General features: G+C 66.3%; 20 protein-coding genes. 7 read left to right on the top strand and 13 right to left on the bottom strand.

Annotated elements, in window-relative coordinates:
* Window position 1: 1 nt before the first annotated feature.
* Together GV161_RS19200 and otnK are read right to left on the bottom strand one after the other, a co-directional pair.
* The gene (locus GV161_RS19200; RefSeq protein ID WP_152017198.1) at window positions 2-1,330 is read right to left on the bottom strand and encodes a malonyl-CoA decarboxylase; all 1,329 of its coding nucleotides are present in this window, start codon (window positions 1,328-1,330) and stop codon (window positions 2-4) included.
* 84 nt (window positions 1,331-1,414) lie between these two features.
* Window positions 1,415-2,680 carry a 3-oxo-tetronate kinase gene (gene otnK, locus GV161_RS19195; RefSeq protein WP_152017197.1) on the bottom strand — a complete coding sequence of 422 codons (1,266 nt, stop codon included), beginning with the start codon at window positions 2,678-2,680 and terminating at the stop codon, window positions 1,415-1,417.
* Window positions 2,681-3,032: 352 nt separating this feature from the next.
* Here otnK and GV161_RS19190 point away from each other — a divergent pair, with 352 nt between their 5' ends.
* The 5 genes from GV161_RS19190 (at window position 3,033) to GV161_RS19170 (ending at window position 9,077) form a co-directional block, all read left to right on the top strand.
* Window positions 3,033-4,538: an ABC transporter substrate-binding protein gene (locus GV161_RS19190; protein ID WP_152017196.1), complete on the top strand. Its 1,506-nt coding sequence runs from the start codon at window positions 3,033-3,035 to the stop codon at window positions 4,536-4,538.
* Window positions 4,539-4,698: 160 nt separating this feature from the next.
* Entirely contained in the window at window positions 4,699-5,643 is a 945-nt protein-coding gene (locus GV161_RS19185; RefSeq protein ID WP_152017195.1) for an ABC transporter permease, read from the top strand.
* Complete coding sequence (locus GV161_RS19180) at window positions 5,643-6,512, top strand: ABC transporter permease (RefSeq protein WP_152017194.1); 870 nt, start codon at window positions 5,643-5,645, stop codon at window positions 6,510-6,512. The genes GV161_RS19185 and GV161_RS19180 overlap by 1 nt, the downstream gene beginning before the upstream one ends.
* A 23-nt stretch (window positions 6,513-6,535) precedes the next feature.
* A complete protein-coding gene (locus GV161_RS19175; RefSeq protein WP_152017193.1) occupies window positions 6,536-8,338 on the top strand; it encodes a gamma-glutamyltransferase family protein in 1,803 nt (600 codons plus the stop codon).
* A 13-nt stretch (window positions 8,339-8,351) separates the two neighbouring features.
* The gene (locus tag GV161_RS19170; protein WP_152017192.1) at window positions 8,352-9,077 is read left to right on the top strand and encodes a DUF1028 domain-containing protein; all 726 of its coding nucleotides are present in this window, start codon (window positions 8,352-8,354) and stop codon (window positions 9,075-9,077) included.
* Between the two features lie 189 nt (window positions 9,078-9,266).
* On the opposite strand, the gene GV161_RS19165 is transcribed toward GV161_RS19170, so the two are convergent.
* The 4 genes from GV161_RS19165 to GV161_RS19150 form a co-directional block, all read right to left on the bottom strand.
* A complete protein-coding gene (locus tag GV161_RS19165) occupies window positions 9,267-10,223 on the bottom strand; it encodes a dihydrodipicolinate synthase family protein (protein WP_152017191.1) in 957 nt (318 codons plus the stop codon).
* Window positions 10,224-10,296: 73 nt separating this feature from the next.
* Complete coding sequence (locus tag GV161_RS19160) at window positions 10,297-11,286, bottom strand: TRAP transporter substrate-binding protein (RefSeq protein WP_152017190.1); 990 nt, start codon at window positions 11,284-11,286, stop codon at window positions 10,297-10,299.
* Between the two features lie 33 nt (window positions 11,287-11,319).
* A complete protein-coding gene (locus tag GV161_RS19155) occupies window positions 11,320-12,588 on the bottom strand; it encodes a TRAP transporter large permease (protein WP_152017189.1) in 1,269 nt (422 codons plus the stop codon).
* A gap of 1 nt (window position 12,589) precedes the next feature.
* Window positions 12,590-13,216 carry a TRAP transporter small permease gene (locus tag GV161_RS19150; protein WP_152017188.1) on the bottom strand — a complete coding sequence of 209 codons (627 nt, stop codon included), beginning with the start codon at window positions 13,214-13,216 and terminating at the stop codon, window positions 12,590-12,592.
* Window positions 13,217-13,303: 87 nt separating this feature from the next.
* On the opposite strand from GV161_RS19150, the gene GV161_RS19145 reads away from it, so the two are divergent.
* Entirely contained in the window at window positions 13,304-13,969 is a 666-nt protein-coding gene (locus GV161_RS19145) for a GntR family transcriptional regulator (protein ID WP_152017187.1), read from the top strand.
* 130 nt (window positions 13,970-14,099) lie between these two features.
* On the opposite strand, the gene GV161_RS19140 is transcribed toward GV161_RS19145, so the two are convergent.
* The 6 genes from GV161_RS19140 to GV161_RS19115 all read right to left on the bottom strand — a co-directional run bounded on the left by GV161_RS19140 (window position 14,100) and on the right by GV161_RS19115 (window position 19,187).
* Window positions 14,100-15,176 carry an alanine racemase gene (locus GV161_RS19140; protein ID WP_152017186.1) on the bottom strand — a complete coding sequence of 359 codons (1,077 nt, stop codon included), beginning with the start codon at window positions 15,174-15,176 and terminating at the stop codon, window positions 14,100-14,102.
* On the bottom strand, window positions 15,173-15,631 hold the full coding sequence (locus GV161_RS19135) for a RidA family protein (RefSeq protein ID WP_152017185.1): 459 nt from the start codon (window positions 15,629-15,631) through the stop codon (window positions 15,173-15,175). The genes GV161_RS19140 and GV161_RS19135 overlap by 4 nt, the downstream gene beginning before the upstream one ends.
* Window positions 15,628-16,155 (bottom strand): GNAT family N-acetyltransferase, encoded by a 528-nt coding sequence (locus GV161_RS19130; protein ID WP_152017184.1) that lies wholly within the window; start codon window positions 16,153-16,155, stop codon window positions 15,628-15,630. Before GV161_RS19130 ends, GV161_RS19135 begins: the two co-directional genes overlap by 4 nt.
* Window positions 16,156-16,313: 158 nt before the next feature.
* Window positions 16,314-17,480, bottom strand: a complete 1,167-nt coding sequence (locus tag GV161_RS19125; protein WP_152017183.1) for an amidohydrolase/deacetylase family metallohydrolase — start codon at window positions 17,478-17,480, stop codon at window positions 16,314-16,316.
* A gap of 40 nt (window positions 17,481-17,520) precedes the next feature.
* Window positions 17,521-18,126, bottom strand: a complete 606-nt coding sequence (locus GV161_RS19120) for a hypothetical protein (RefSeq protein WP_152017182.1) — start codon at window positions 18,124-18,126, stop codon at window positions 17,521-17,523.
* Window positions 18,127-18,254: 128 nt separating this feature from the next.
* Entirely contained in the window at window positions 18,255-19,187 is a 933-nt protein-coding gene (locus GV161_RS19115; RefSeq protein ID WP_152017181.1) for an N-carbamoyl-D-amino-acid hydrolase, read from the bottom strand.
* 179 nt (window positions 19,188-19,366) lie between these two features.
* Between GV161_RS19115 and GV161_RS19110 the strand changes: the two genes are divergently transcribed.
* Window positions 19,367-19,666, top strand: a complete 300-nt coding sequence (locus GV161_RS19110) for an antibiotic biosynthesis monooxygenase (RefSeq protein ID WP_152017180.1) — start codon at window positions 19,367-19,369, stop codon at window positions 19,664-19,666.
* A gap of 137 nt (window positions 19,667-19,803) precedes the next feature.
* On the opposite strand, the gene GV161_RS19105 is transcribed toward GV161_RS19110, so the two are convergent.
* Window positions 19,804-20,670 carry an ABC transporter permease gene (locus GV161_RS19105; protein ID WP_244624303.1) on the bottom strand — a complete coding sequence of 289 codons (867 nt, stop codon included), beginning with the start codon at window positions 20,668-20,670 and terminating at the stop codon, window positions 19,804-19,806.
* Between the last annotated feature and the right edge of the window lie 10 nt (window positions 20,671-20,680).

Here is a 20,680-nt window from a genome sequence, read left to right as displayed (position 1 = left end):
GTCACTTGGTCGCCGGCCGCAACTGCTTCTTCACCGAGGAGGAAGCGACCACGGTGTTGCGGGTGGCGAAGGCCTCGTGATTGGTCTCGATGTCGTCGAGCTCATAGCGGTAATTGACCATGACGCCATGCGACTCGCGCAGGCCGCGGTCGGAGAGGTTGCCGCCGACATTGATGCGCTCCAGCCGCGCGCCATTGCCGAGATGGAAGCGCGCGACCGGGTCGATCACGCGGCCGGAGGAGGTCCGCGCCCGCAGCATGTACTGCGCCATCATCTGGCCGAGCAGCTTGTCGCGGCGGGCGCGGGTGACCTCATCCTGCGCCGCGACCTCGGCCGGAGCCTGCATCAGCAGTGCCGCTTCCTCATTGGTCAGGCCGAGCTCGGCCGGCTCCGCCAGCGTCGGCCCGAGCCAGCGCGCGAAACCGGGAACTGGCGAGAGCGTGACAAAGACGTCGAGCCCGGGCAGCTCGCGCTTAAGATCCTCGGCGACCTGCTTGATCAGGAAATTGCCGAAGGAGATGCCGCGCAGGCCCTCCTGGCAGTTCGAGATCGAATAGAACACCGCGGTGGTCGCCGAAGACGCCGGCAGCACCTCGCGGTCCTCGCTCAGCACGTCGACGATCCGGCTCGGGCTCTCGCGGGTCAGCGCCACCTCGACGAAGATCAGCGGCTCGTCGATCAGCTGCGGATGGAAGAAGGCGAAGCAGCGCCGATCGGCCGGTTCGAGCCGGCGGCGCAGGTCGTCCCAGTCCTTGATGGCGTGGACCGCCTCGTAGCGGATGATCTTCTCCAGCACATTGGCCGGTGTGGTCCAGTCGATGCGACGCAGCACCAGGAAGCCGCGGTTGAACCAGGAAGCGAACAGGTGGCGGAAATCGGCATCGACCGCCGAAAGCTCCGGCTCCTGCTTCATCGCCTCGAACATGCTCTCGCGCATGCGCACCAGCACATGCGTGCCGCCGGGCGCGAGGTTGAGCCGGCGGAACAGCTCCTGCCGGCGGGGTTCGGAGGCGAGGTGGAGCTGGCCGATCGCCGCGGCGTCGGGATTGTCGCGATAGCGCTCCAGCGCGGCGTCGAGCCGCTCGCGATCAGGGCCGAAGCGCTCCTGCAGCAGGCGGAAGAAAGCGAGCCGGCCAGCCTCGTCGAGCTGCTCCCAATCCTCCAGCACGGCCTGCGCCAACGCCATGCCCGAGGCCTCGCCGCGGCCCGAGAGCAGGTCCTCACAGAGCTTGTCGAGCGGCCGGCGGCGATTCGAGGCGAAGCGCTCGAAATTGATCAGCGCCCGGCCGCGATCGGCGACGCTGGTCAGAAGATCGCCAAGAAACGCCATCTGCACCCCCAAAGCCTCGCTTGCACCGCCTATCCTATACGAGTTTGCCGCAGTGCAAACGCGCGGCGCCGCGACACGATCGCGCTACTTCAGCAGATCCCAAGCCTTGAGGAAGAAATCTGGCGCGCCGAAATTCCCCGACTTCAACGCCACCACCATGTCCGGTCCGTCGACGACGCGCGTCCAGGGCACGCCGGGATCGATCTCCGGGCCAATCTCCAGCGTGCGGATGGAAAGGCCCTGCACGACCGCGCCGGAGGTCTCGCCGCCGGCGACGAGCAGGCGAGAGACGCCGCCGGCGTTCAGCAGACGCGCGACCTTGGCGAAAGCGTGCTCGACGATCTCGCCGGCCTTGTCGCGGCCGAGCTTGTCCTGCACCGAAGCGACCTCGGCCGGGTCGTCGCTGGAATAGACGAGGAAGGGCTTGTCGGCCGGCTGAGCCAAGGCCCAATCCGCCAGTTCCTTCGCCGTCTGCTTGCCGCCGGCCAGCGCGAGCGGATCGACCTTCAGCGCAGGGATGCCGGCTGCCAAGGCCGCCTTGATCTGGCCGCGTGTCGCGGCCGAGCAGCTGCCGGAGATGATGCCGGCACGGCCCGCCGGCGCGGAGAGATGCGTGGCGGTCTCGCGCCAAGGCAGCAGCCCCGCCTTGCGGAAATTCTCGGGCAGGCCCATGGCGATGCCGGAGCCGCCGGTGAGCAGGACATGGTCGGAAATGGCCTCGCCGAGCACCTTCAGATGGCCGTTGTCGAGCGCGTCGGTGACGACATAGCGCACGCCGTCCGCTGCCAGCTCGGCCAGGCGCTTGCGCACCGCGGCAGCGCCCTGGTTGACGGCGGCATAGGAGGCGAGCCCGACCTTGTGGGCGGTCTGCGCGCCCATCAGCCGCATCAGGTTCGAATCCCGCATCGGCGTCAGCGGGTGGTCCTTCATCGAGCTCTCGTGCAGCGGCACCTCGCCGACGAAGAGATAGCCATTGAAGATCGAGCGGCCATTGGTCGGGAAAGCCGGGCAGACGATCGCCTGATGGGCATTGAGGCGCTGCATCAGCGCATCCGCCACTGGGCCGATATTGCCCTTCGCCGTCGAGTCGAAGGTCGAGCAATATTTGAACAGGACCTGCCGTGCGCCAGCCGCCAGCAGCGCTTCGCAGGCGGCAAGCGAATCCGCCACAGCCTCGGCGACAGGGTTGGTGCGCGACTTCAGCGCGACGACGACGGCATCGGCGTCGGGCAGCTTTGCGCCGGCAGCAGGCGCGCCGATGACCTGGACCGTGCGCATGCCCGCGCGGTTCAGCATCAGGGCGACGTCGGTCGCGCCCGTCATGTCGTCGGCGATCACACCCAGCAGCATCACTAGACCTTTCCTATGCCGTGCCGCTTCGAATGTGAGCGTAGTCGGCAGAATCTTGCATACCAGAATTCGTGCGAGCGGCGACAGACCTTGGCCGCCCTGCCGCCATGCGGGCACCGGCGGCACCCGATCGTCACACTGTATCCATTGCACCAATCGCGGCGGCGTGGAATGTTCGCGGCAACGCCCGGCAGGAGCAAGCCGAGCCTATCGACGATCACCGAAAAATGCGCCAGCTTGGTACCGAATGGGACCAACCCAGAGTGACCCGCGGAACTCCCGCAAGCGCCGAAGAGCGAGGGAGCGCCACTCAGCGGGCCAGCATCAACACAAAACAATAAGGGGAACAGCCATGAAGCGTATCGTTCTGCTGGCCTCGGCGGCCCTGCTCGGCCTCGCCGCTCTTCCAGCCCAGGCCCAATCGCCATCGACCTTGCGCATCGGGCTGCAGGAAGATCCCGACATGCTCGACCCGCACAAGGCGCGTACCTTCGTCGGCCGCATCGTCTTCATGGGGCTGTGCGACCGGCTCGTTGACATCGATCCGGAGCTGAAGATCACCCCGCGGCTCGCGACCGAATGGTCTTTCTCAGGCGACGGGCTGACGCTGACGATGAAGCTCAGGACCGACGCCAAATTCCATGACGGCGAGACGTTCAACGCCGAGGCGGCCAAGGCCAATATCGAGCGGGCGATGACCCTGCCGGATTCGCTGCGCAAGTCCGAACTCGCCTCGGTCGAAAGCGTCAGTGCCCCCGATCCGGCGACCCTCGTCTTCAAGCTGAAGCGCCCCGATGCGACGCTACTGGCCCAGCTCACCGACCGCGCCGGCATGATGCTGTCGCCCAAGAGCCTCGGCCCCGATATCACAGCCAAGCCGATCTGCTCCGGCCCCTACCAGTTCGTCGAGCGCGTCCAGAACGACCGGATCGTGCTGGAGAAATTCAAGGGGCACTGGGAGGCGGACAAGTACCAGTTCGACCGGATCATCTACCGCGCCATCCCCGACACCACCGTCCGCCTCGCCAACCTGCGCGCCGGCGAGCTCGACATGCTCGAGCGGCTGGCCCCGACCGATGTGAAGTCGGCCCAGGGCGACAAGAACCTGAAGGTCCAGAGCACCGCCAATCTCGGCTATCAGGGCATCACCATCAACACCAACCATACCGATGCCGCCAACCAGCCAATGGGCAAGGACAAGCGCGTCCGGCAGGCGCTGTCGCTCTCGATCGACCGGAAGGTGCTGAGCCAGGTGGTGTTCGAAGGGCTCTATGCCCCGATGAACCAGCCCTTCAACCCGGGCAACCAGTATCTCTCCGCCGCCCTGCCCGTACCGGAGCGCGACGTCGCCAAGGCCAAGGCGCTGCTGAAGGAGGCCGGAGTCGCCAAGGTTTCGGTCGAGCTCTTCGTCACCAACAACCCGGTCGACGCCCAGCTCGGCCAGGTGATCCAGGCCATGGCGCAGGAAGCCGGCATCGACATCCAGATTCGCTCCAGCGAGTTCGCCAGCCAGCTGCGCGACCAGCAGCAGGGCAAATTCCAGATGAGCCGGATCGGCTGGTCCGGCCGCATCGACCCGGACGGCAACATCCATCCGTTCGTGACGAGCAAGGGCAACCAGAACGACGGCAAGTACTCCAACGCCGAGGTCGACAGGCTGCTCGACGAAGCCCGCACGATCTACGACGTCGCCGAGCGCAAGAAGCGCTACGACGCGGCGCAGAAGATCCTGCAGGACGAGCTGCCGATCGTCTATCTCTACAACCAGACCGTCTTCTTCGCGCTGCGCTCCAACATCCAGGGCTTCGTGATCAATCCCGACGGGATGATCCGGCTCTCGGGGCTGAAGCGGTCGTGAGCACGGGCGGCGCCCTGTCCCCTTCCCCCCGCTTGCGGTGGGGAAGGGTTAGGGATGGGGGGCCGGAAAGCCGGAACGCCATCCTCAATCGTTTCGCCAAGCGGCACTGCCCCCCACCCCAGCCCTCCCCACCGCAAGCGGGGGGAGGGAGAAGACAGCCATGCTAGCGCTGATTGGCCGACGCCTCGTGATCGCGATCCCGACCCTGTTCCTGGTATCGCTGTTCGTCTTCGCCCTGCAGCGGGCGCTGCCGGGCGATCCGTTCCTGGTGATCGCCGGCGAGGAGCGCGACCCCGAGGTGATCGCGCGCCTGCGCGAGATCTACCGGATGGACGATCCGATCGTGGTGCAGTTCTTCGCCTGGCTCGGCCAGGTGATCCAGGGCGATTTCGGCCGCTCGCTGCGGACGGGAGAGCCGGTGCTCGGGCTGATCATCCAGAAGCTCGGCGTCACTTTCCAGCTGGCGGTCGCCTCGATGCTCATCGCCGTCGGCATCGGCATCCCCGCCGGCATCATCGCTGCCAGACGCAAAGACACGCTCGCCGACTATTCCGCGAGCGCAGTCGCGCTGTTCGGCCTCTCGGTCCCGCATTTCTGGCTCGGAATCATGCTGATCCTGCTGGTTTCGGTCGAATTGCGCTGGCTGCCGGCCTCGGGCTTTGAATCGATCTTCCGCGACCCGCGCGCCGCGATCGAGCGGCTGATCATGCCGGCCTTCGTGCTCGGCGGTGGGCTGGCGGCGTCGCTAATGCGCCATACCCGCTCGGCCATGCTCGAAGTGCTGCAATCCGACTATGTCCGCACCGCACGCGCCAAGGGGTTGGCCGAAGACGCCGTGATCAACCGGCACGCGCTGCGCAATGCGCTGGTGCCGATCATCACCTTGTCGACGATCCTGTTCGGCGAGTTGCTCGCCGGCGCCGTGCTGACCGAGCAGGTCTTCACTATCCCCGGCTTCGGCAAGCTGATCGTCGACGCGGTCTTCAACCGCGACTACGGCGTCGTCCAGGGCGTGGTGCTCTGCACCGCGATCGGATTCATCGTCATGAACCTTCTCGCGGATGTGCTCTACATCCTCGTCAATCCGCGCCTAAGGGACGGCTGATGGGCGCCCTGACCGTCCGCGCCACTGGTGCGACCCTTCAGGGCCGTGGCTCCTTCCGCAAGCTGATGCGCAGCCGCTCGGCCCGGATCGGCGGCCTGATCGTGCTCGCCTTCGTCGCCATGGCGCTTCTGGCGCCGCTGCTGCCGCTCGCCGACCCCCTGAAGTCGAACTTCCTCGCCATCCGCAAGCCGCCTTCCGAGCTCTACTGGTTCGGCACCGACGAGCTTGGCCGCGACCAGGTCTCGCGGCTGATCTTCGGGGCGCAGGCCTCGCTGCTCGCCGGCATCGTCTCGGTCGCGATCGCGCTCGCGGTCGGCGTGCCGATCGGCCTGATCGCCGGCTGGTATGGCGGCTGGATCGATGCCGTGATCTCGCGCGTCACCGAAGCGCTGCTCGCCTGCCCCTTCCTGATCCTGGCGATCGCGCTCGCGGCCGTACTCGGCCCGTCACTGACCAATGCGATGATCGCGATCGGGCTCTCCTTCGCGCCGATCCTGATCCGCCTCGTGCGCGGCCAGGTGCTGGCGATCAAGAACGAGGAGTTCGTCGACGGCGCCCGCGCCATCGGCGGGGGCAAGCTCTACATCCTGTTCCGCCATGTCGCGCCGAACACGCTCTCGCCGATCATCGTGCAGTCGACCCTGTTCATGGCGCAGGCGATCGTGCTCGAAGCCGCCCTCTCCTTCCTCGGCCTCGGCCAGCAGCCGCCCTCGCCGTCCTGGGGCCAGATGCTCAACGTTGCCAAGAATTTCATGGAACAGGCGCCGTGGATGTCGGTTGCGCCCGGCGTCGCCATCTTCCTGGCGGTCCTGGGCTTCAACCTGCTCGGCGACGGCCTGCGCGACGCGCTCGACCCCAAAGAATCCTGATACTGCTACCCAAGGAACCGCCCATGTTCACCACCCGTCCCGAGATCCTCGGCACCTTCGGCGTCGTCACCTCGACGCATTGGCTCGCGACCGCCTCAGGCATGGCGATGCTGGAGAAGGGCGGCAACGCCTTTGACGCCTGCGCCGCCGCCGCCTTCGTGCTGCAGGTGGTCGAGCCTCACCTCGTCGGCCCGGCCGGCGACATGCCCGCGGTGTTCTATTCGGCCGAAACCAGGAAGGTCGAAGTGCTCTGCGCCCAGGGACCGGCGCCGGCAGCGGCGACGATCAAGGCCTATAAGGACCTCGGCATCGACATCATCCCCGGCGACGGCCTGCTCTCGACTGTGATCCCCGGCGCCTTCGGCGGCTGGATGACGATGCTGCGCGACCATGGCCGCCTCCCCTTGCGCGAGGTGCTGGAGCCGGCGATCGGCTATTTCGAGAACGGCCACCCGATGCTGCCGCGCGTCTCCGACACGATCGCGGGGCTGACCGATCTCTTCAGCAATGAATGGCCGACATCCGGCGCGGTCTACCTGCCCGGCGGCAATGTCCCGAAGGGCCGCGAGCTCTTCCGCAACCCGGCCGCAGCCAACACCTACAAGCGCATCCTCGCCGAGGCGGAAGCCGCCGGCGGCGACCGGCAAAAGCAGATCCAGGCCGCTTACGACTGTTGGTACAAGGGCTTCGTCGCCGAGGCGATGGATGCCTTCTGCCGCACGGAAGCGCCGATGGATTCGACCGGCCGCCGGCACAAGGGCTTGCTCACCGCGCAGGATATGGCCGGTTGGACGCCGCATTACGAGGCGCCAGCGAGTGTGACCTACCATGACTGGGAGGTGTTCAAGATCGGCCCCTGGGGCCAGGGCCCGGTCTTCCTGCAGACATTGAAGATCCTGGAGGGCTTCGACCTCTCCGCCATGGGCCCGGCGAGCCCCGGTTTCATCCACCACGTCACCGAGGCGATGAAGCTCGCCTTCGCCGATCGCGAGGCCTATTACGGCGACCCCGATTTCGTAAAGGTGCCGCTGGCAACGCTATTGTCCGAGGATTATGCCCGCGGCCGGCGCGAGCTGATCGGCAACAAGGCCTCGCTCGAAATCCGGCCGGGTGCAGTCGCTGGCTTCGAAGCCCAGGTCGCGCAGGCGCTCGCCAATATCCGGATCGCCGGCCAGCATGGCGCCAGGGGCGGCGCGACCGTCGGCGAGCCGACATTGGCCTCGATGGTCTCCTCCTCGCGGCGCGGCGACACTGTCCATATCGACGTGATCGACCGCTGGGGCAACATGGTCGCGGCGACGCCCTCGGGCGGCTGGCTGCAATCCTCGCCGGTGATCCCGGAGCTCGGCTTCCCGCTGAATTCGCGCGCCCAGGCCTTCTTCCTCGAAGAGGGCCTGCCCTCCTCGCTTGCGCCCGGCAAGCGCCCGCGCACGACGCTGACCCCGACCATCGCCTTCGAGAACGGAGAGCCGCGTCTTGCCTTCGGCACTCCGGGCGGCGACCAGCAGGAGCAATGGCAGCTCGGCATGTTCCTGCGCCGGGTGCATCACGGCCTCAATTTGCAGGAGGCGATCGATCTGCCGCTGTTCCACACCCAGCATTTCCCCTCGACCTTCTATCCGCGCGAGGCCCGGCCGGGCCATCTCACTGTCGAGGAAAGCGTCGGCGAGGCGACATTGGCCGAACTCACCCGGCGCGGCCACAAGCTCGAGAAAGCGCCGGCCTGGACGGTGGGGCGCCTGACCGCAGCCGAGAAGAGCGCCGACGGGCTCTTGCGCGCGGCTGCGACGCCGCGTCTGATGCAGGCCTACGCCGCCGGGCGCTAGGAGGCCTGCTTCCATGACATGGTCCATTGTCGCTCGCGATGCCGCGACCGGCGCCTTTGGCGTCGCCGTCTCGACCTGCGCCTTCGCCGTCGGCGCGCGCGTGCCCTATGGCTGCGGCCGGGTCGGCGCGATCGCGACTCAGGCCTTCGTCAACCCGCTCTACGGCGTCGACGGCCTGAGATTGCTGCAGGAAGGGCGGTCCTCGGTCGAGATCATCGCCAATCTGACCGCGGCCGATGAAGGCCGCGCGCACCGGCAATTCCATCTGATCGACCGCGACGGCCGCACGGCGTCCTATACCGGCAATGCCTGCATCGACTGGTGCGGGGCGGTGAACGGGCCGCAGGTCTCGGTCGCCGGCAACATGCTGGCCGGCCCGGAGGTCGTCCAGGAGACGCTCAAGGCCTATGTCGAGAATTCGGGGCTCGACTTCGACGAGCGCCTGCTTGTCGCACTCGAAGCCGGCGAGAAGGCCGGCGGCGACAAGCGTGGCCGGCAATCCAGCGCGATCCGGATCTGGGCGAGCGAGCCGGTGCCGAGCTTCGACATCAGGGTCGACGACCACGCCGAGCCGCTCGTCGAGCTGCGCCGGATCTGGCGGGTTGCGCATCAGCGCTCCGTGCCGTTCCAGCAGGCCTCACCCTCGCGGGCGCGCCCTGCCGGCGTCACCGACCGGGACGAGCTCGACCGGCTGTGCAGCGAGTATGCCGCAGCGTGGAATGCGCGGCATCCGGAATAGTCTCCGCAGAACCCCTCTCCCGGATGGGAGAGGGGCAGGGGTGAGGGACCGCCGCTGATTGTTAAGGCGAGGCGGCACTGTCGTGCCATTTGCGGATAGAGCAGGCCCTCATCCCTGCCCTTCTCCCACACGGGAGAAGGGTTCCAAGCGTCCTTTATCCGGCACTTCGCCCGAGAGTGACGACTCTGATCACGCCGCCTTGGCGGCCCGCCCCTCGGCCGCCCATTTGGCGTACCAGCTCTTGAAGCGGCGCCATTCGGTCTCGACATAGTTGCGCTGAGCGTCGGAGAGCCTGTCGGCGTCGTTAAAGTGGCGCTCATAGGCCTTGTGGCCCTCCAGCACCATCAGGTGCTTGTAGTACAGCACGAGGTCGACGCCCTCGTCGAAGGACGACAGCACATAGAGCGCCCGCTCCAATTCGAGCGCATCACGCTCGGCCTGTGGGTCACCGGCGGCGGCCTTCTGCGACAGCGCGACGAGGTGCAGCACCTCCTTGGGCAGGGCATTGCCGATGCCGGTGATCGCGCCGCCGGCGCCGCAGCGGATGAAGCCGTGGGTGACCTGCGTGTCGACGCCGACCATCAGGGTCAGCTTCGGATCGCGATTGGTGATGTGCTCGGCCGCATAGGTCAGCGCTGCGCCGCCGCCGAACTCCTTGAAGCCGACGAGATGCGGGAAGCGTGCATTCAGCGCGAAGAACAGGTCGGCTTTGGTCTCGTAGCCGTAATAGGGGCTGTTGTAGATCACCGAAGGCAGATCGACCGCCGCTTCCAGTATGCCCTCGAAATGGGCGCGCTGGGCCTGCAGCGAGGAACCGCGCGAGAGCACACGCGGGATGACCATCAGCCCTTGCGCGCCTGCCTTCTTGGCATGGGCGGCGAGCGCGGCGGCGCGCTTGGGGTTCTGCGCGCCGGTGCCGACGATGAGCGGGATGCCGCCCCTCACCAGGGCCTCGACGCCCTCCATGCGCTGCTCGTCGGTGAGCAGCGGCCAGTCGCCCATCGAGCCGCAATAGACCACCGCCGACATGCCGGCGTCGATCAGGTGGCGGCCGGTGCGCACCAGCTCGGCATAATCGACGTCGCCCGAGGCGGTGCAGGGGCTCATCAAAGCGGGGATGGTGCCGCTGAAGATGTTCTTGGTCATGGCAGGGGTCCGCTCACGGGAGGAAATGCGGCTGCGGGCGAAACGCCCGCAGCCGTGATGATAGCTTAAAAAATCAGGCCGTGATCGCCTTGCCGGCCTTGCGCAGGTCGGCCAGCACCGGCGCCTTGGGCAGCCAGATCTTGTCGAACTCGGCGATGACCGCCTCGGCGTCCTTCGGGTTGGCGAGCTTGAAGTTGGCGCCGGCCGCCTTGAACTGCTCGACCAGCTTGGGCTCGTTACCGGCGAGCGCATCGATCTGCTCGTCGAGCGCAGCGCGGACCGTCTTCTGGATCAGCTCGCGATCAGCAGCCGGCATGCCTTGCCAGACACGGCCCGAGGCGAGCGCGATCACCGGCATGAAGATCGCATTCATCTGCAGGATGGTCTTGGAGACCTTGTCGAAGCGCTGGTTCCAGGAGAACTCAAGGTCCGCCTCGAGCCCGTCGACCTGGCCATTGGTCATGGCGTCGAAGACCTGCGGCGTCGGGATCGGCGTCGGGGCAGCGCCGAGCAGCTGATAGAAGTCGCGATAGACCGGCGTCGGGTTGATGCGCAGCTTCATGCCCTTGATGCCGGCGATCCCGTCGATCTCCTTGGCGGCGAAGACGGCGCGCATGCCAGTGATGCCCCAGGCCATGCCGACGCAGCCGGTCTCGCGCGGCAGGACGTCAAACAGCTTCATCGCAACGGGGTCGCGCACCAGCTTGGCGATCTTGGCGGTGGAATCGACGATATAGGGCGCGGTGATCGCGCCGATCGCCGGGACGCGCGAGCCGAGCTCGGCGGCCATGATCCAGCCCATGTCGAGCGCGCCGGACTGCATCTGCTGCAGCATCGCCGCCTCGTTTCCGAGCTGGCCGGAGTGGAAGACCGTCAGGTTCAGCCGGCCATTGGTCTCGGCCTTCAGGCGCTCGCCGACCTTGACGGCCGCAACGTTCCAGGGATGGCCGTTCGGGGTGAGGATGCCGAGGCGCAGATCCTTGCTCTGGGCGAGCAGCAGCGCGGGCTTGGCGATCGGCAGGGTCGCTGCGGCGGCGAGCAAATGGCGGCGCGAGATGGTCATGACGGTACTCCCCTTATTGGTTGGCAGACAGGTTCACTTCACCAGGGCCAGCGAGAGCCATGGGTAGATCGAGAGCAGGACCAGGAGGACGCAGGAGATGATGAAGAAGGGCAGCGTCACCAGGAACATCTTGCCGGGCTTGGCTCCTGTCACCGCAGCGGCGACGAAGAAGCACAGGCCCACCGGCGGCGAGAGCAGGCCGAGCACGAGGTTGATCACCACGACCACACCGAAATGGCGGGGATCGATGCTGTAGACCTCGGTCGCGATCGGCAGCAGGATCGGCACCGTCATGATCAGGCCGGGAATGCCATCGATCACCGTGCCGATGACCAGCAGGATGACGTTGACCAGCAGCATGAAGGTCACCGGATCCTTGGCGATCGCCTGGATCGAGGCCGCGACGGTCTGCGGGACCTTGCCGTAGACCAGCACCCAGGAGAACACGGCGGCGGCAGCGACGAGGAACAGCACGATCGCCGAGTAGACGCCGGCGCGCAGCATCATCTGCGGCAGCTGCCCGAACTCGAGCTGCCTGGTCCAGTAGCGGCCGATCAGCAACGCCGCGACCGAACCGACGGCCGCCGCCTCCGTCGCATTGGCGAAGCCGCCGAGGATCGAGCCGACGATGACGATCGGGATCAGCAGGGTCGGGGCCGAGCTCAGCACGATCCTGACGCGCTCGCGCAGGGTCAGCTTGTCACCGGCCGGGTAGTTGTAGACGAAGCCCATGCCGGCGATGATCAGGAAGAACAGCACGGTCAGGAGCACGCCCGGCACGATGCCGGCCATCAGCATGTCGCTGACCGAGACCTGGGCCAGCACGGCATAGACCACGAACATCACCGAGGGCGGGATGATCGGGCCGAGCATGCCGCCATAGGCGGTGAGGCCGGCGGCGAAGTCCTTGTCGTAGCCCTTGCGCTCCATCTCGGGGACCATGACCTGCGCCATGATCGCGACCTGCGCCGTCGCCGAGCCGAGGATGGAGGCGACGAACATGTTGGCGAGGATGTTGACATAGGCCAGCCCGCCCTTGAGCGAGCCGACGAAGGCCATGGCGAGGTCGACGATGCGACGAGTGATGCCGCCGCCATTCATGATCTCGCCGATCAGGATGAAGAGCGGGATCGCGATCAGCCCGTAGCTGTCGACGCCGCCGAACATCTGCAACGGATAGTTCGGCAACAGCTGCATGTTGCCGGTCGCCGCCATGTAGATGAGGGCGCCGAGGCAGAGGCACAGCGCGATCGGCACGCCGGCCAGCATGATGCCGAAGAAGGCTCCAATCGTCAGCGCCATGTCAGTTCACCACCCCGTCGGCATTGGCGGCGAAGCCCGGCAGCTCCTGCTTGGCAACGAGGCCGAGATCCTCGAACAGGTTCGCCAGGGCATGCAGGGTCATCGAGAGCGCGAAGATCGGCATGATCAGGTAGATCACCCAGGTCGGCCAGTTCAGCGTCTGGGTCCGCTCGGTGTAGATGAAGTTGAAGGACTGGCCGGCATATTCCTTGGCGTCGAAGCCGGCCTGGGCGATGCCGACTGGATCGAGCCAGAGCCAGCACATCACGCCGAGCGCGATGCCGAACAGCACGACGCCGAGCGTCGCGATCACCCGGAATATCGCGGCGCCGCGCTCCGAGAAGCGCTCGGTCAGCATGGTCACAGCGAAATCGAGCCGCATGCGGGTCATCGCGGAGGCGCCGATGAAGGTGAGCCAGACCACGCTGTAAACCGCGGATTCGTCGATCCAGTAGATCGGGTAGCCGGTGTAGCGCGTGACCACGTTGAGCAGGATCAGCGCCGAGAGCAGGAACATCAGCGCCTGGATGGCGCGGTGCTCGACCCGGAGCAGGTGCACGGACAAGGCAACGATCGCCTCCGGCACGGCCATGGAGCGGCCTTTCGCCGCGACAGCTTCATTGTTCATTCTTGCCTTCCCCTTGCCGCTTTGTAGATTGTATAAAATCTACATGTCAATGGCGTTCGGCACTGCGATCCACTACGGTGCAACTCGATGTCCCCTCCCCTGAAGCACCGCACCCTCGCCTCTGCGATCGTCGACCGGCTCCGCCAGGAGATCCTCGACGGCAGTTATCCGGCCGGCTCGCAATTGCGGCAGGATGCGCTGGCGCAGGCCTATGAGGTCAGCCGCATCCCGGTGCGCGAGGCGCTGTTCCAGCTGGAGGCGGAGGGGTTCGTCCGGATCGTGCCGCATAAGGGCGCGATCGTCTCAGGACTGTCGCTGGACGAGATCAATGACGTCTTCGAGTTGCGCAAGCTCCTGGAGCCGCGCTTGCTGGCAAGCTCAGTGCCGGCATTAACGGTGGAGGATTTCGCCGCCGTCGCCGGGATGGAGGCTGCGTTCGAGCAAGCGATGACGGCTGGTGACGTCAGCCGCTGGGGGTTGCTGAACGCCGATTTCCACATGGCCCTCTATGCGCGGGCGACCCAGCCGCGCACGCTCGCGATCGTCGCGGGGCTATTGCAGACCAGCGACCGCTACACACGGCTGCAATTGCAGCGCAGCTCCTCGATCGAGCGGGCGCGGACCGAGCACAACGAGCTGATCCGACTCTGCCGCGCCGGAGCGATGCAGGAAGCCTGCCGCCTGCTCGTCGACCATATCGAGCTGGTTCGGCAGGATCTGGTCGCCTTCCTGGAGGATCGCGGGAAGGGGTAGCAAAGACTGGGCGTCCTTCTCGGGCGGAGCGGAGCGCAGACCCGAGAATCTCAGGGCGAGAAGGCGCCGGCAGGAGCCTCCTCCGGTTCGAGATGCTCGGGTCAAGCCCGAGCATGACGCCTCGTGAACCTTAGGTCAGCTTCCCTCGTGCCGCCACCGGCAGTTCGCCGACGAGCTTGTCGCCGCGCACCGTCACCAGCCGGTCGACCATGTTGACGACGACGCAGACATGGTTCGGCACCACACGCACGACCTCGCCGACATTGGGCCGCTCATTGCTGCCGGAGAGGTCGAGGAAGCCGTGCTCCTCGGCGAATTGCGCGATCCTGGCCAGCGGATATTCGAGGATATAGCCGTGGCCGTCGAGCCCGCCCTTGTCGCTGGTCAGCGTCTTCGAGCCGGAATCGAGGATGCCGCGCTCCGGCCCAGCCCGGCTGACGACCGTGGCGTAGACGGTCAGCGCACAGTCTTCCAGCTCCGCCACCCCGGCCGCGATCTGCATGCGATCGTTGAAGATCGAGGTGCCGGAGCGATGCTCGGTCGAGCCCTTGAGCTTGCCGATGTTCGGGATGTTGGGTGAGCCGCCGGTCGAGATGATGCCGGCTTCGAGGCCAGCCTCGCGCAGGCCGGCATTGGCGGTGTCGAGGAAATCCTGCGTCGCCGGCCAACCGGTCTCAGGCGGATACATCAGGAAGCCGGCGAAGGTCAGGCCCCTGGATGCAGCGATCTGTTTCGCCAGTTCGACGGCTTCGCCCGGCGTCTCGACGCCGGCGCGCTTGCGGCCGGTGTCGCACTCGACCACGACCTCGAGATTGCGCCCGGCGATCTCGGCGGCCTTGGGCAAGCCGGCGATGGTGACGGGATTGTCGGCGGCGACGATCATGCGGACGCGTCTTTGCAGCGCTCCGAGCCGGCCCAGCTTCTCCTCGCCCAGAATGTTGTAGCTGATCAGGATATCGTCGATGCCCCCATCGGCCATGACCTCGGCCTCGCCGAGCTTCTGGCAGGTGATGCCGCGCGCGCCGGCCGCGACCTGCATGCGCGCCAGCTCGGGCGATTTGTGCGTCTTGATGTGCGGACGGTTGGCGACGCCGGCGGCGTCGCAGGCGGCCTGGAGCCTGGCGATATTGGCCTCGACCTTGTCGAGGTCGATGACGACCGCGGGCGTGCCGTAGACGCGGGCGATTTCCTCTGCGAGCGCGGTCACGGCAGCACCCGGACGATGACTTCGATCTCGACGGTCATGTTGTTGGGCAGCGAGCCCATGCCGACGGCCGAGCGGGCATGGCGGCCATTGTCGCCGAGCACGGCGACGAACAGGTCCGAGCAGCCATTGATGACCTTGGGATGCTGCGAGAAGTCAGGGGCGGCATTGACCATGCCCAGCAGCTTCACGACCTCGATCTTGTCGAGCGAGCCGGCCGCCTTCTTCATCGCCGCCAGCAGGCCGAGACCGGTCTGCTTGGCGTGCTCATAGGCTTCCTCGATCGAGACATCGGCGCCGACCTTGCCGGTCGGATAGGTGCCGTCGGCACGCTTGGGACCCTGGCCGGAGAGGTAGATGAAATCACCGACACGCTTGAAGCTGACATAGGTCGCGACCGGGGTCGGGACGTCGGGCAGGGTCAGGCCCAATTCCCTGAGCTTGTCATCGGCACTCATGCGTTTCTCCCATCGTCTTTCAAATCGCGAACCAGATAGCGGGCCGCATCGTCATAGCTCGCAAGCTTGCGGGCAAGGGCTTCGTCATGCGCCTCACGAAAGCCCTGGCGACGCCAGAAGCCGGCCGAGTTGCCGACGGCGACCAGCGCCATGCGGACAAAGCCCGATGCACGAGCATGAGCCGCCAGCCGGTCGACGCATGTGGAGGCGGCGCCACCGTCGCGCGCGACCGGCAGCAGAGCAAGGTCATGAATGTAGTAAGCGTCGGCGTCATCGGGCAGCGCGCCGAGCAGGCTGTCGAGCGCCGGCACCTGTCCGAGCCGCCAGGGATGGCTCAGCACATAGCCGCCGAGCCCCTCTGCGCCCGTCAGCACGAGGCAGCCGGCAGGATGGAGTGCGAGCCGCTCGGCGAAGACCACCTCGCTTTCCGGGTAGTTCGGGTGCACCTGCGCTGCGACTGCCATCACAGTCGGCAGGTCGGTGGCGGTCATGGGGCGCCAGGAGGAGGAAATCTTTTCAGGCATGAAGTCAGCGGCTTCTCTCTACGCGTCGTCCCGGGCGACCGCAGGGAGACCCGGGACCCATTCCGGAACCTTCATCGGAAAGGCTCAGGAATGGATCCCGGATCGGCGCCGCTTCGCGGCTTGTCCGGGATGACTCGTGTTCTAGAGGCTGAAAACCGCTACGCCGCCTCGACCTTCCTGAACTTGTTGCTGCGCTTGGGGTGCCACCAGGCGCCCTTCAGCACCACGCCCTCGGAGACGATCTTGCGATCGCCGATGAGGTGCTCGCCGACGACGTCGACATAGTCGAACTTGCCTTCCTTGACCGTCAGCACGGTCGCGTCGCCGAGCGAGCCGACCTTGAGCGAACCGTATTCCGTCCGCTTCAGCGCCATCGCCGCGTTCACGGTCGAGGCCGCGATCACATTGTTCAGGCTCATGCCCATGCAGAGGAACTTCGACATGGTGGTGACCTGGTCATAGGCCGGGCCGTCGATGCAGAGCTTGTGCACGTCGGAGGAGATCACGTCCGGCTCGAAGCCGTTGGCGAGCATGGCGCGCGTCGTCTTGAACGAGAACGAGCCCTTGCCATGGCCGATGTCGAAGATGACGCCGCGCTTGCGGGCGGCGAGCACCTCGGGCTTCACCGTGCCCTGCGCCGTCGCCGGCGCATTGGGGAAGGGCCGGAACGCGTGGGTCAGCACGTCGCCCGGCCGCAGCATGCCAATCACCTCCTCATAGGATGGCGGCGGATGGTCGATATGGCACATCAGCGGCATGCCAACCTCGTTGGCGACCTGCAGCGCGATATTGAGCGGCACGGTGCCGGAGGTGCCGGAGGCGTGTAGCCCGACGCGAACCTTGATGCCGACGATCAGGTCGCGGTTCTTGTCGGCGACCTCGACGCAGTCGATCGGGTTCATCAGGCGCAGATCGCCGCTCTCGCCGACCATGACGCGATGGTCGAAGCCGTAGATGCCGGCATGCGAGACGTGGAGATAGGCGAGGATGCGCGCCTGGCTCTTCTCGATCACATGCTTGCGGAAGCCCGGCCAGTTGCCGGGCCCGGCCGAGCCGGTATCAACCGAGGTGGTGACGCCGGAGGCGCGGCAGAACTCGTCGGCGTCGATGCCGAGCGAGGTGCCGCCCCAGTAGACATGGGTGTGCAGGTCGATCAGGCCCGGCGTGACGATGTAGCCAGAGACGTCACGGATCTCCTTGGCTCCCTTCAGGTCCTTGCCGAAACCCGAGACCTTCCCGCCGGTGAAGGCGACGTCGAGGATGCCGTCATGCTTCTGCGACGGGTCGATCACCCGTCCGCCCTTGAGGATGAGATCGTGAGTCATGACTGCTCCTTGGGAAACCGGGCGGGCGGACGCTTCGCGTTCAGGCGAAGCCGCCCGTAGCGCCCTTCTGGATAACGGTAAAGACGTCGTCGAAGCGACCTCGCAGGCCGGGGATGTAGAGCTGCGAGACGGTCGGGTCCTGGATCGGAATGTAATCGGCATTGCCGTCGCGCTCGTCGGCCTCATCCGGGTCGCGATTGTAGAAGGCGGGAAGCCCGCGCCCCTTGTAGGCGTCAAGGCGGACGTCGAGCCGGGCGATGACCAGCGAACCGCAATCGCCCCATTCGTAGGGAATGGCGAAGTAGAGCTTGGCCGCATAGGCGAGCCGCGACGAGCGAATATTCTTGGCATAGCGTTGGATCGTGCGCTGGCGCTGCGCCGCCTGCTTCACCTTGACGAAAACTTCGTAGTCGGCCCACCAGCAGCCAGAAGCTGCGGCTTTCCAATCTTCGCCGAAGCGCCTCCTGTCACAGAAGCGGAAATAGTACTGCCCGACGTTGAGATGGATGCGCTGGACATGCGACATGCCGCCGTTCTGCGGCCCTTTCGCGATGCCGCGGGCGTCGTTGTTGTAGAAGGTGATGCTGGCCTGGTCGGCCGGGTTGTCAGAGACGAAGCAGGTCTTGTTGAAGGGTTCGGCGACCATGTCGGCACTCCTGTCGAGGCGCCGCATCCATCGGCTCGACGAGCGGATGCGGCTTCCGGGAGCCATTGGCCTGATCAGACGCGGTTCCAGGCTGCGCCTAGGGAATGCGGCGCATGCGCCGTCAGCACTCACGCGATCACCGCGCCCTTGCGCTCGACGATCATGCCGTAGGTTTGCGGCTCGCGATGCTTCGCGAAGTTGAAGGTCGATCTCTTGTAGCTGTTGCCGAGATCGAGATCGCAGCGGGCGACGACGAGTTCGTCCCCCTCGGTCACCGCCTGCGCCACCACCTCTCCGGTCGGGGCGATGATGCAGGAGCCGCCGATCTGGTCGACGCCGGCCTCCAATCCCGCCTTGGCGACGCCAACGACCCAGGTCGCGTTCTGATAGGCGCCGGCCTGCATGACGAGCTGGTTGTGGAAATTGCCGAGCCGGTCGTGCGCCGGCGCCGGCGGGTTGTGCTTGGGCGTGTTGTAGCCGAGCACGATCATCTCAACGCCTTGCAGCCCCATGACGCGATAGCTCTCGGGCCAGCGCCGGTCGTTGCAGATCATCATGCCGAGCCGGCCGCCCATGGTCTCCCAGACAGGCCAGCCGAGATTGCCGGTCTCGAAATAGCGCTTCTCGAGATTCTGGAAGACGGCGTCGGGGCGGTGCTCAGGATGCCCCGGCAGATGGATCTTGCGGTATTTGCCGACGATCTTGCCGGACTTGTCGACGATGATCGCGGTGTTGAAGCGGCGCTTGCGGCCGTCCTCGAAGGCCAGTTCCGGATAGCCGAGATGGAAGCCGATGCCGAGCCGCTCGGCTTCGGCGAAGAGCGGCGCCGTCTCGTTCGAGGGCATCGCGCTCTCGAAATAACTGTCGATCTCGGCTTCGTCCTCCATCCACCAATGCGGGAAGAAGGCGGTCAGCGCTGCCTCCGGATAGACGACGAGGTCGCAGCCATTCGACTTCGCCTGACGCATCAGCTCGATCATCCGGGCAACGGCGGAGCTGCGGCTCTCCTCGCGCTGGATCGGCCCGAGCTGGGCTGCGCCGACGGTCAGGATACGAGGCATCGGAAGGCTCCTGCTGTGCTTGTTCGTTGCTCGAGGATGCTGCCGGAGGCGAACACCGCTATCCCTGTGCGCCATTGCGCAGTTGCCCTTACGGCAATACCGTCTGGCGTTCCCTCTAGGCTCGGTCCGGAACCGCCGGCCGCGGCTGCCGGGGCAGCATCGAGCTGCGGGTCAAGGCCATGGCCACGTTCAATGTCGTCCGCTTCCGCATCAAGCCCGGGCGCGAGGCCGAATTCCTCGACGCCCATCGCCAGGGCAAGGCCAACTGGCCGGGCCTCGCGCGGGGCCACATCATCAAGACCGGCGACCATTCTTATTGCCTGATCGGCGAATGGGAGGACCTCGCCGCCTTGAAGGGCGCCCGCGACCAGATGATCGCGACGCTGGGCAGCTTCCGCGACACGCTCGAGGACCTTGGCGGTGGCCTCGGCGTCACCGACGCGGTGTCCGGGGACGCCGTTCTCGACCTGCGGGCCTAGCGCCCGGCCATCAGCGCCATCACCGAAGGCGACAATGGGACCGAGCGAGCGAATCGGCCGGCCAGCGGGCCAATTCGACGAACGGATCGGGCTTCGTGCTTGCCCGATAGCCACACATGCCATGACGTCGAACGCCTTCAGATGCTTTTGGCCAGCCTGGGATCGAGCGAGTCGCGCAGGCCGTCGCCGAGCAGGTTCACGGCGAGCACGGTGATCGACAGGAACAGCGCCGGGAAGAAGACGATGTGCGGCCGAACCTGCCAGAGTGCCCTGCCCTCGGCCATGATGTTGCCCCAGGACGGGGTCGCCGGCGGCACGCCCGCGCCGATGAAGGACAGGATCGCCTCGATGATCATCGCGCTGGCGCAGATATAGGTCGCCTGCACCGTCATCGGCGCGATCGTGTTGGGCAGGATGTGCTTGATGATGATGCGCGGCACGCGGGCGCCGTTCGAGATCGCAGCCTCGACATAGGGCTGCTCACGCAACGAGAGCACGACTGATCGCACCAGGCGGGCAACACGCGGGATCTCGGCGATGGTGATGGCGAGGATGACGTTGCCGACCGAGCCGCGCGTCAGCGCCATCAGGGCGATGGCGAGCAGGATCGGCGGGATCGACATCATGCCGTCGATGACGCGCATGACGATGCCGTCGGCCCAGCGCACGAAGCCGGAGAACAGCCCGATCGCGAGCCCCACGACCGAGGCCAGGATCGCGACCGAGAAGCCGACGATCAGCGAGACGCGGGCGCCGTAGACGACGCGCGAATAGATGTCGCGGCCGAGCATGTCGGTGCCGAACCAGTACAGTTCGGACGGTACGCGGGTGCGCCGCGCCGTCGAGATCGCCGTCGGATCGACGGTAAAGAGCAGCGGCGCGAAGACGGCGATGAAGATCATCGTCAGCAGCAGGAAGCCGCCGATCGCGACCGAAGGGTGCTTGCGCAGATAAGAGCGCCTGGGCGGCTTGACGCCCGCGCCGATGTCATCCGCCAGGGGCAGTGGAGCAGCT

The organism is Bosea sp. 29B, from assembly GCF_902506165.1.
In the GTDB taxonomy this organism is placed as follows: Bacteria; Pseudomonadota; Alphaproteobacteria; order Rhizobiales; family Beijerinckiaceae; genus Allobosea.
Note: the sequence above shows the minus strand (reverse complement) of the source record. Positions and strands in the feature narration are given on the sequence as shown.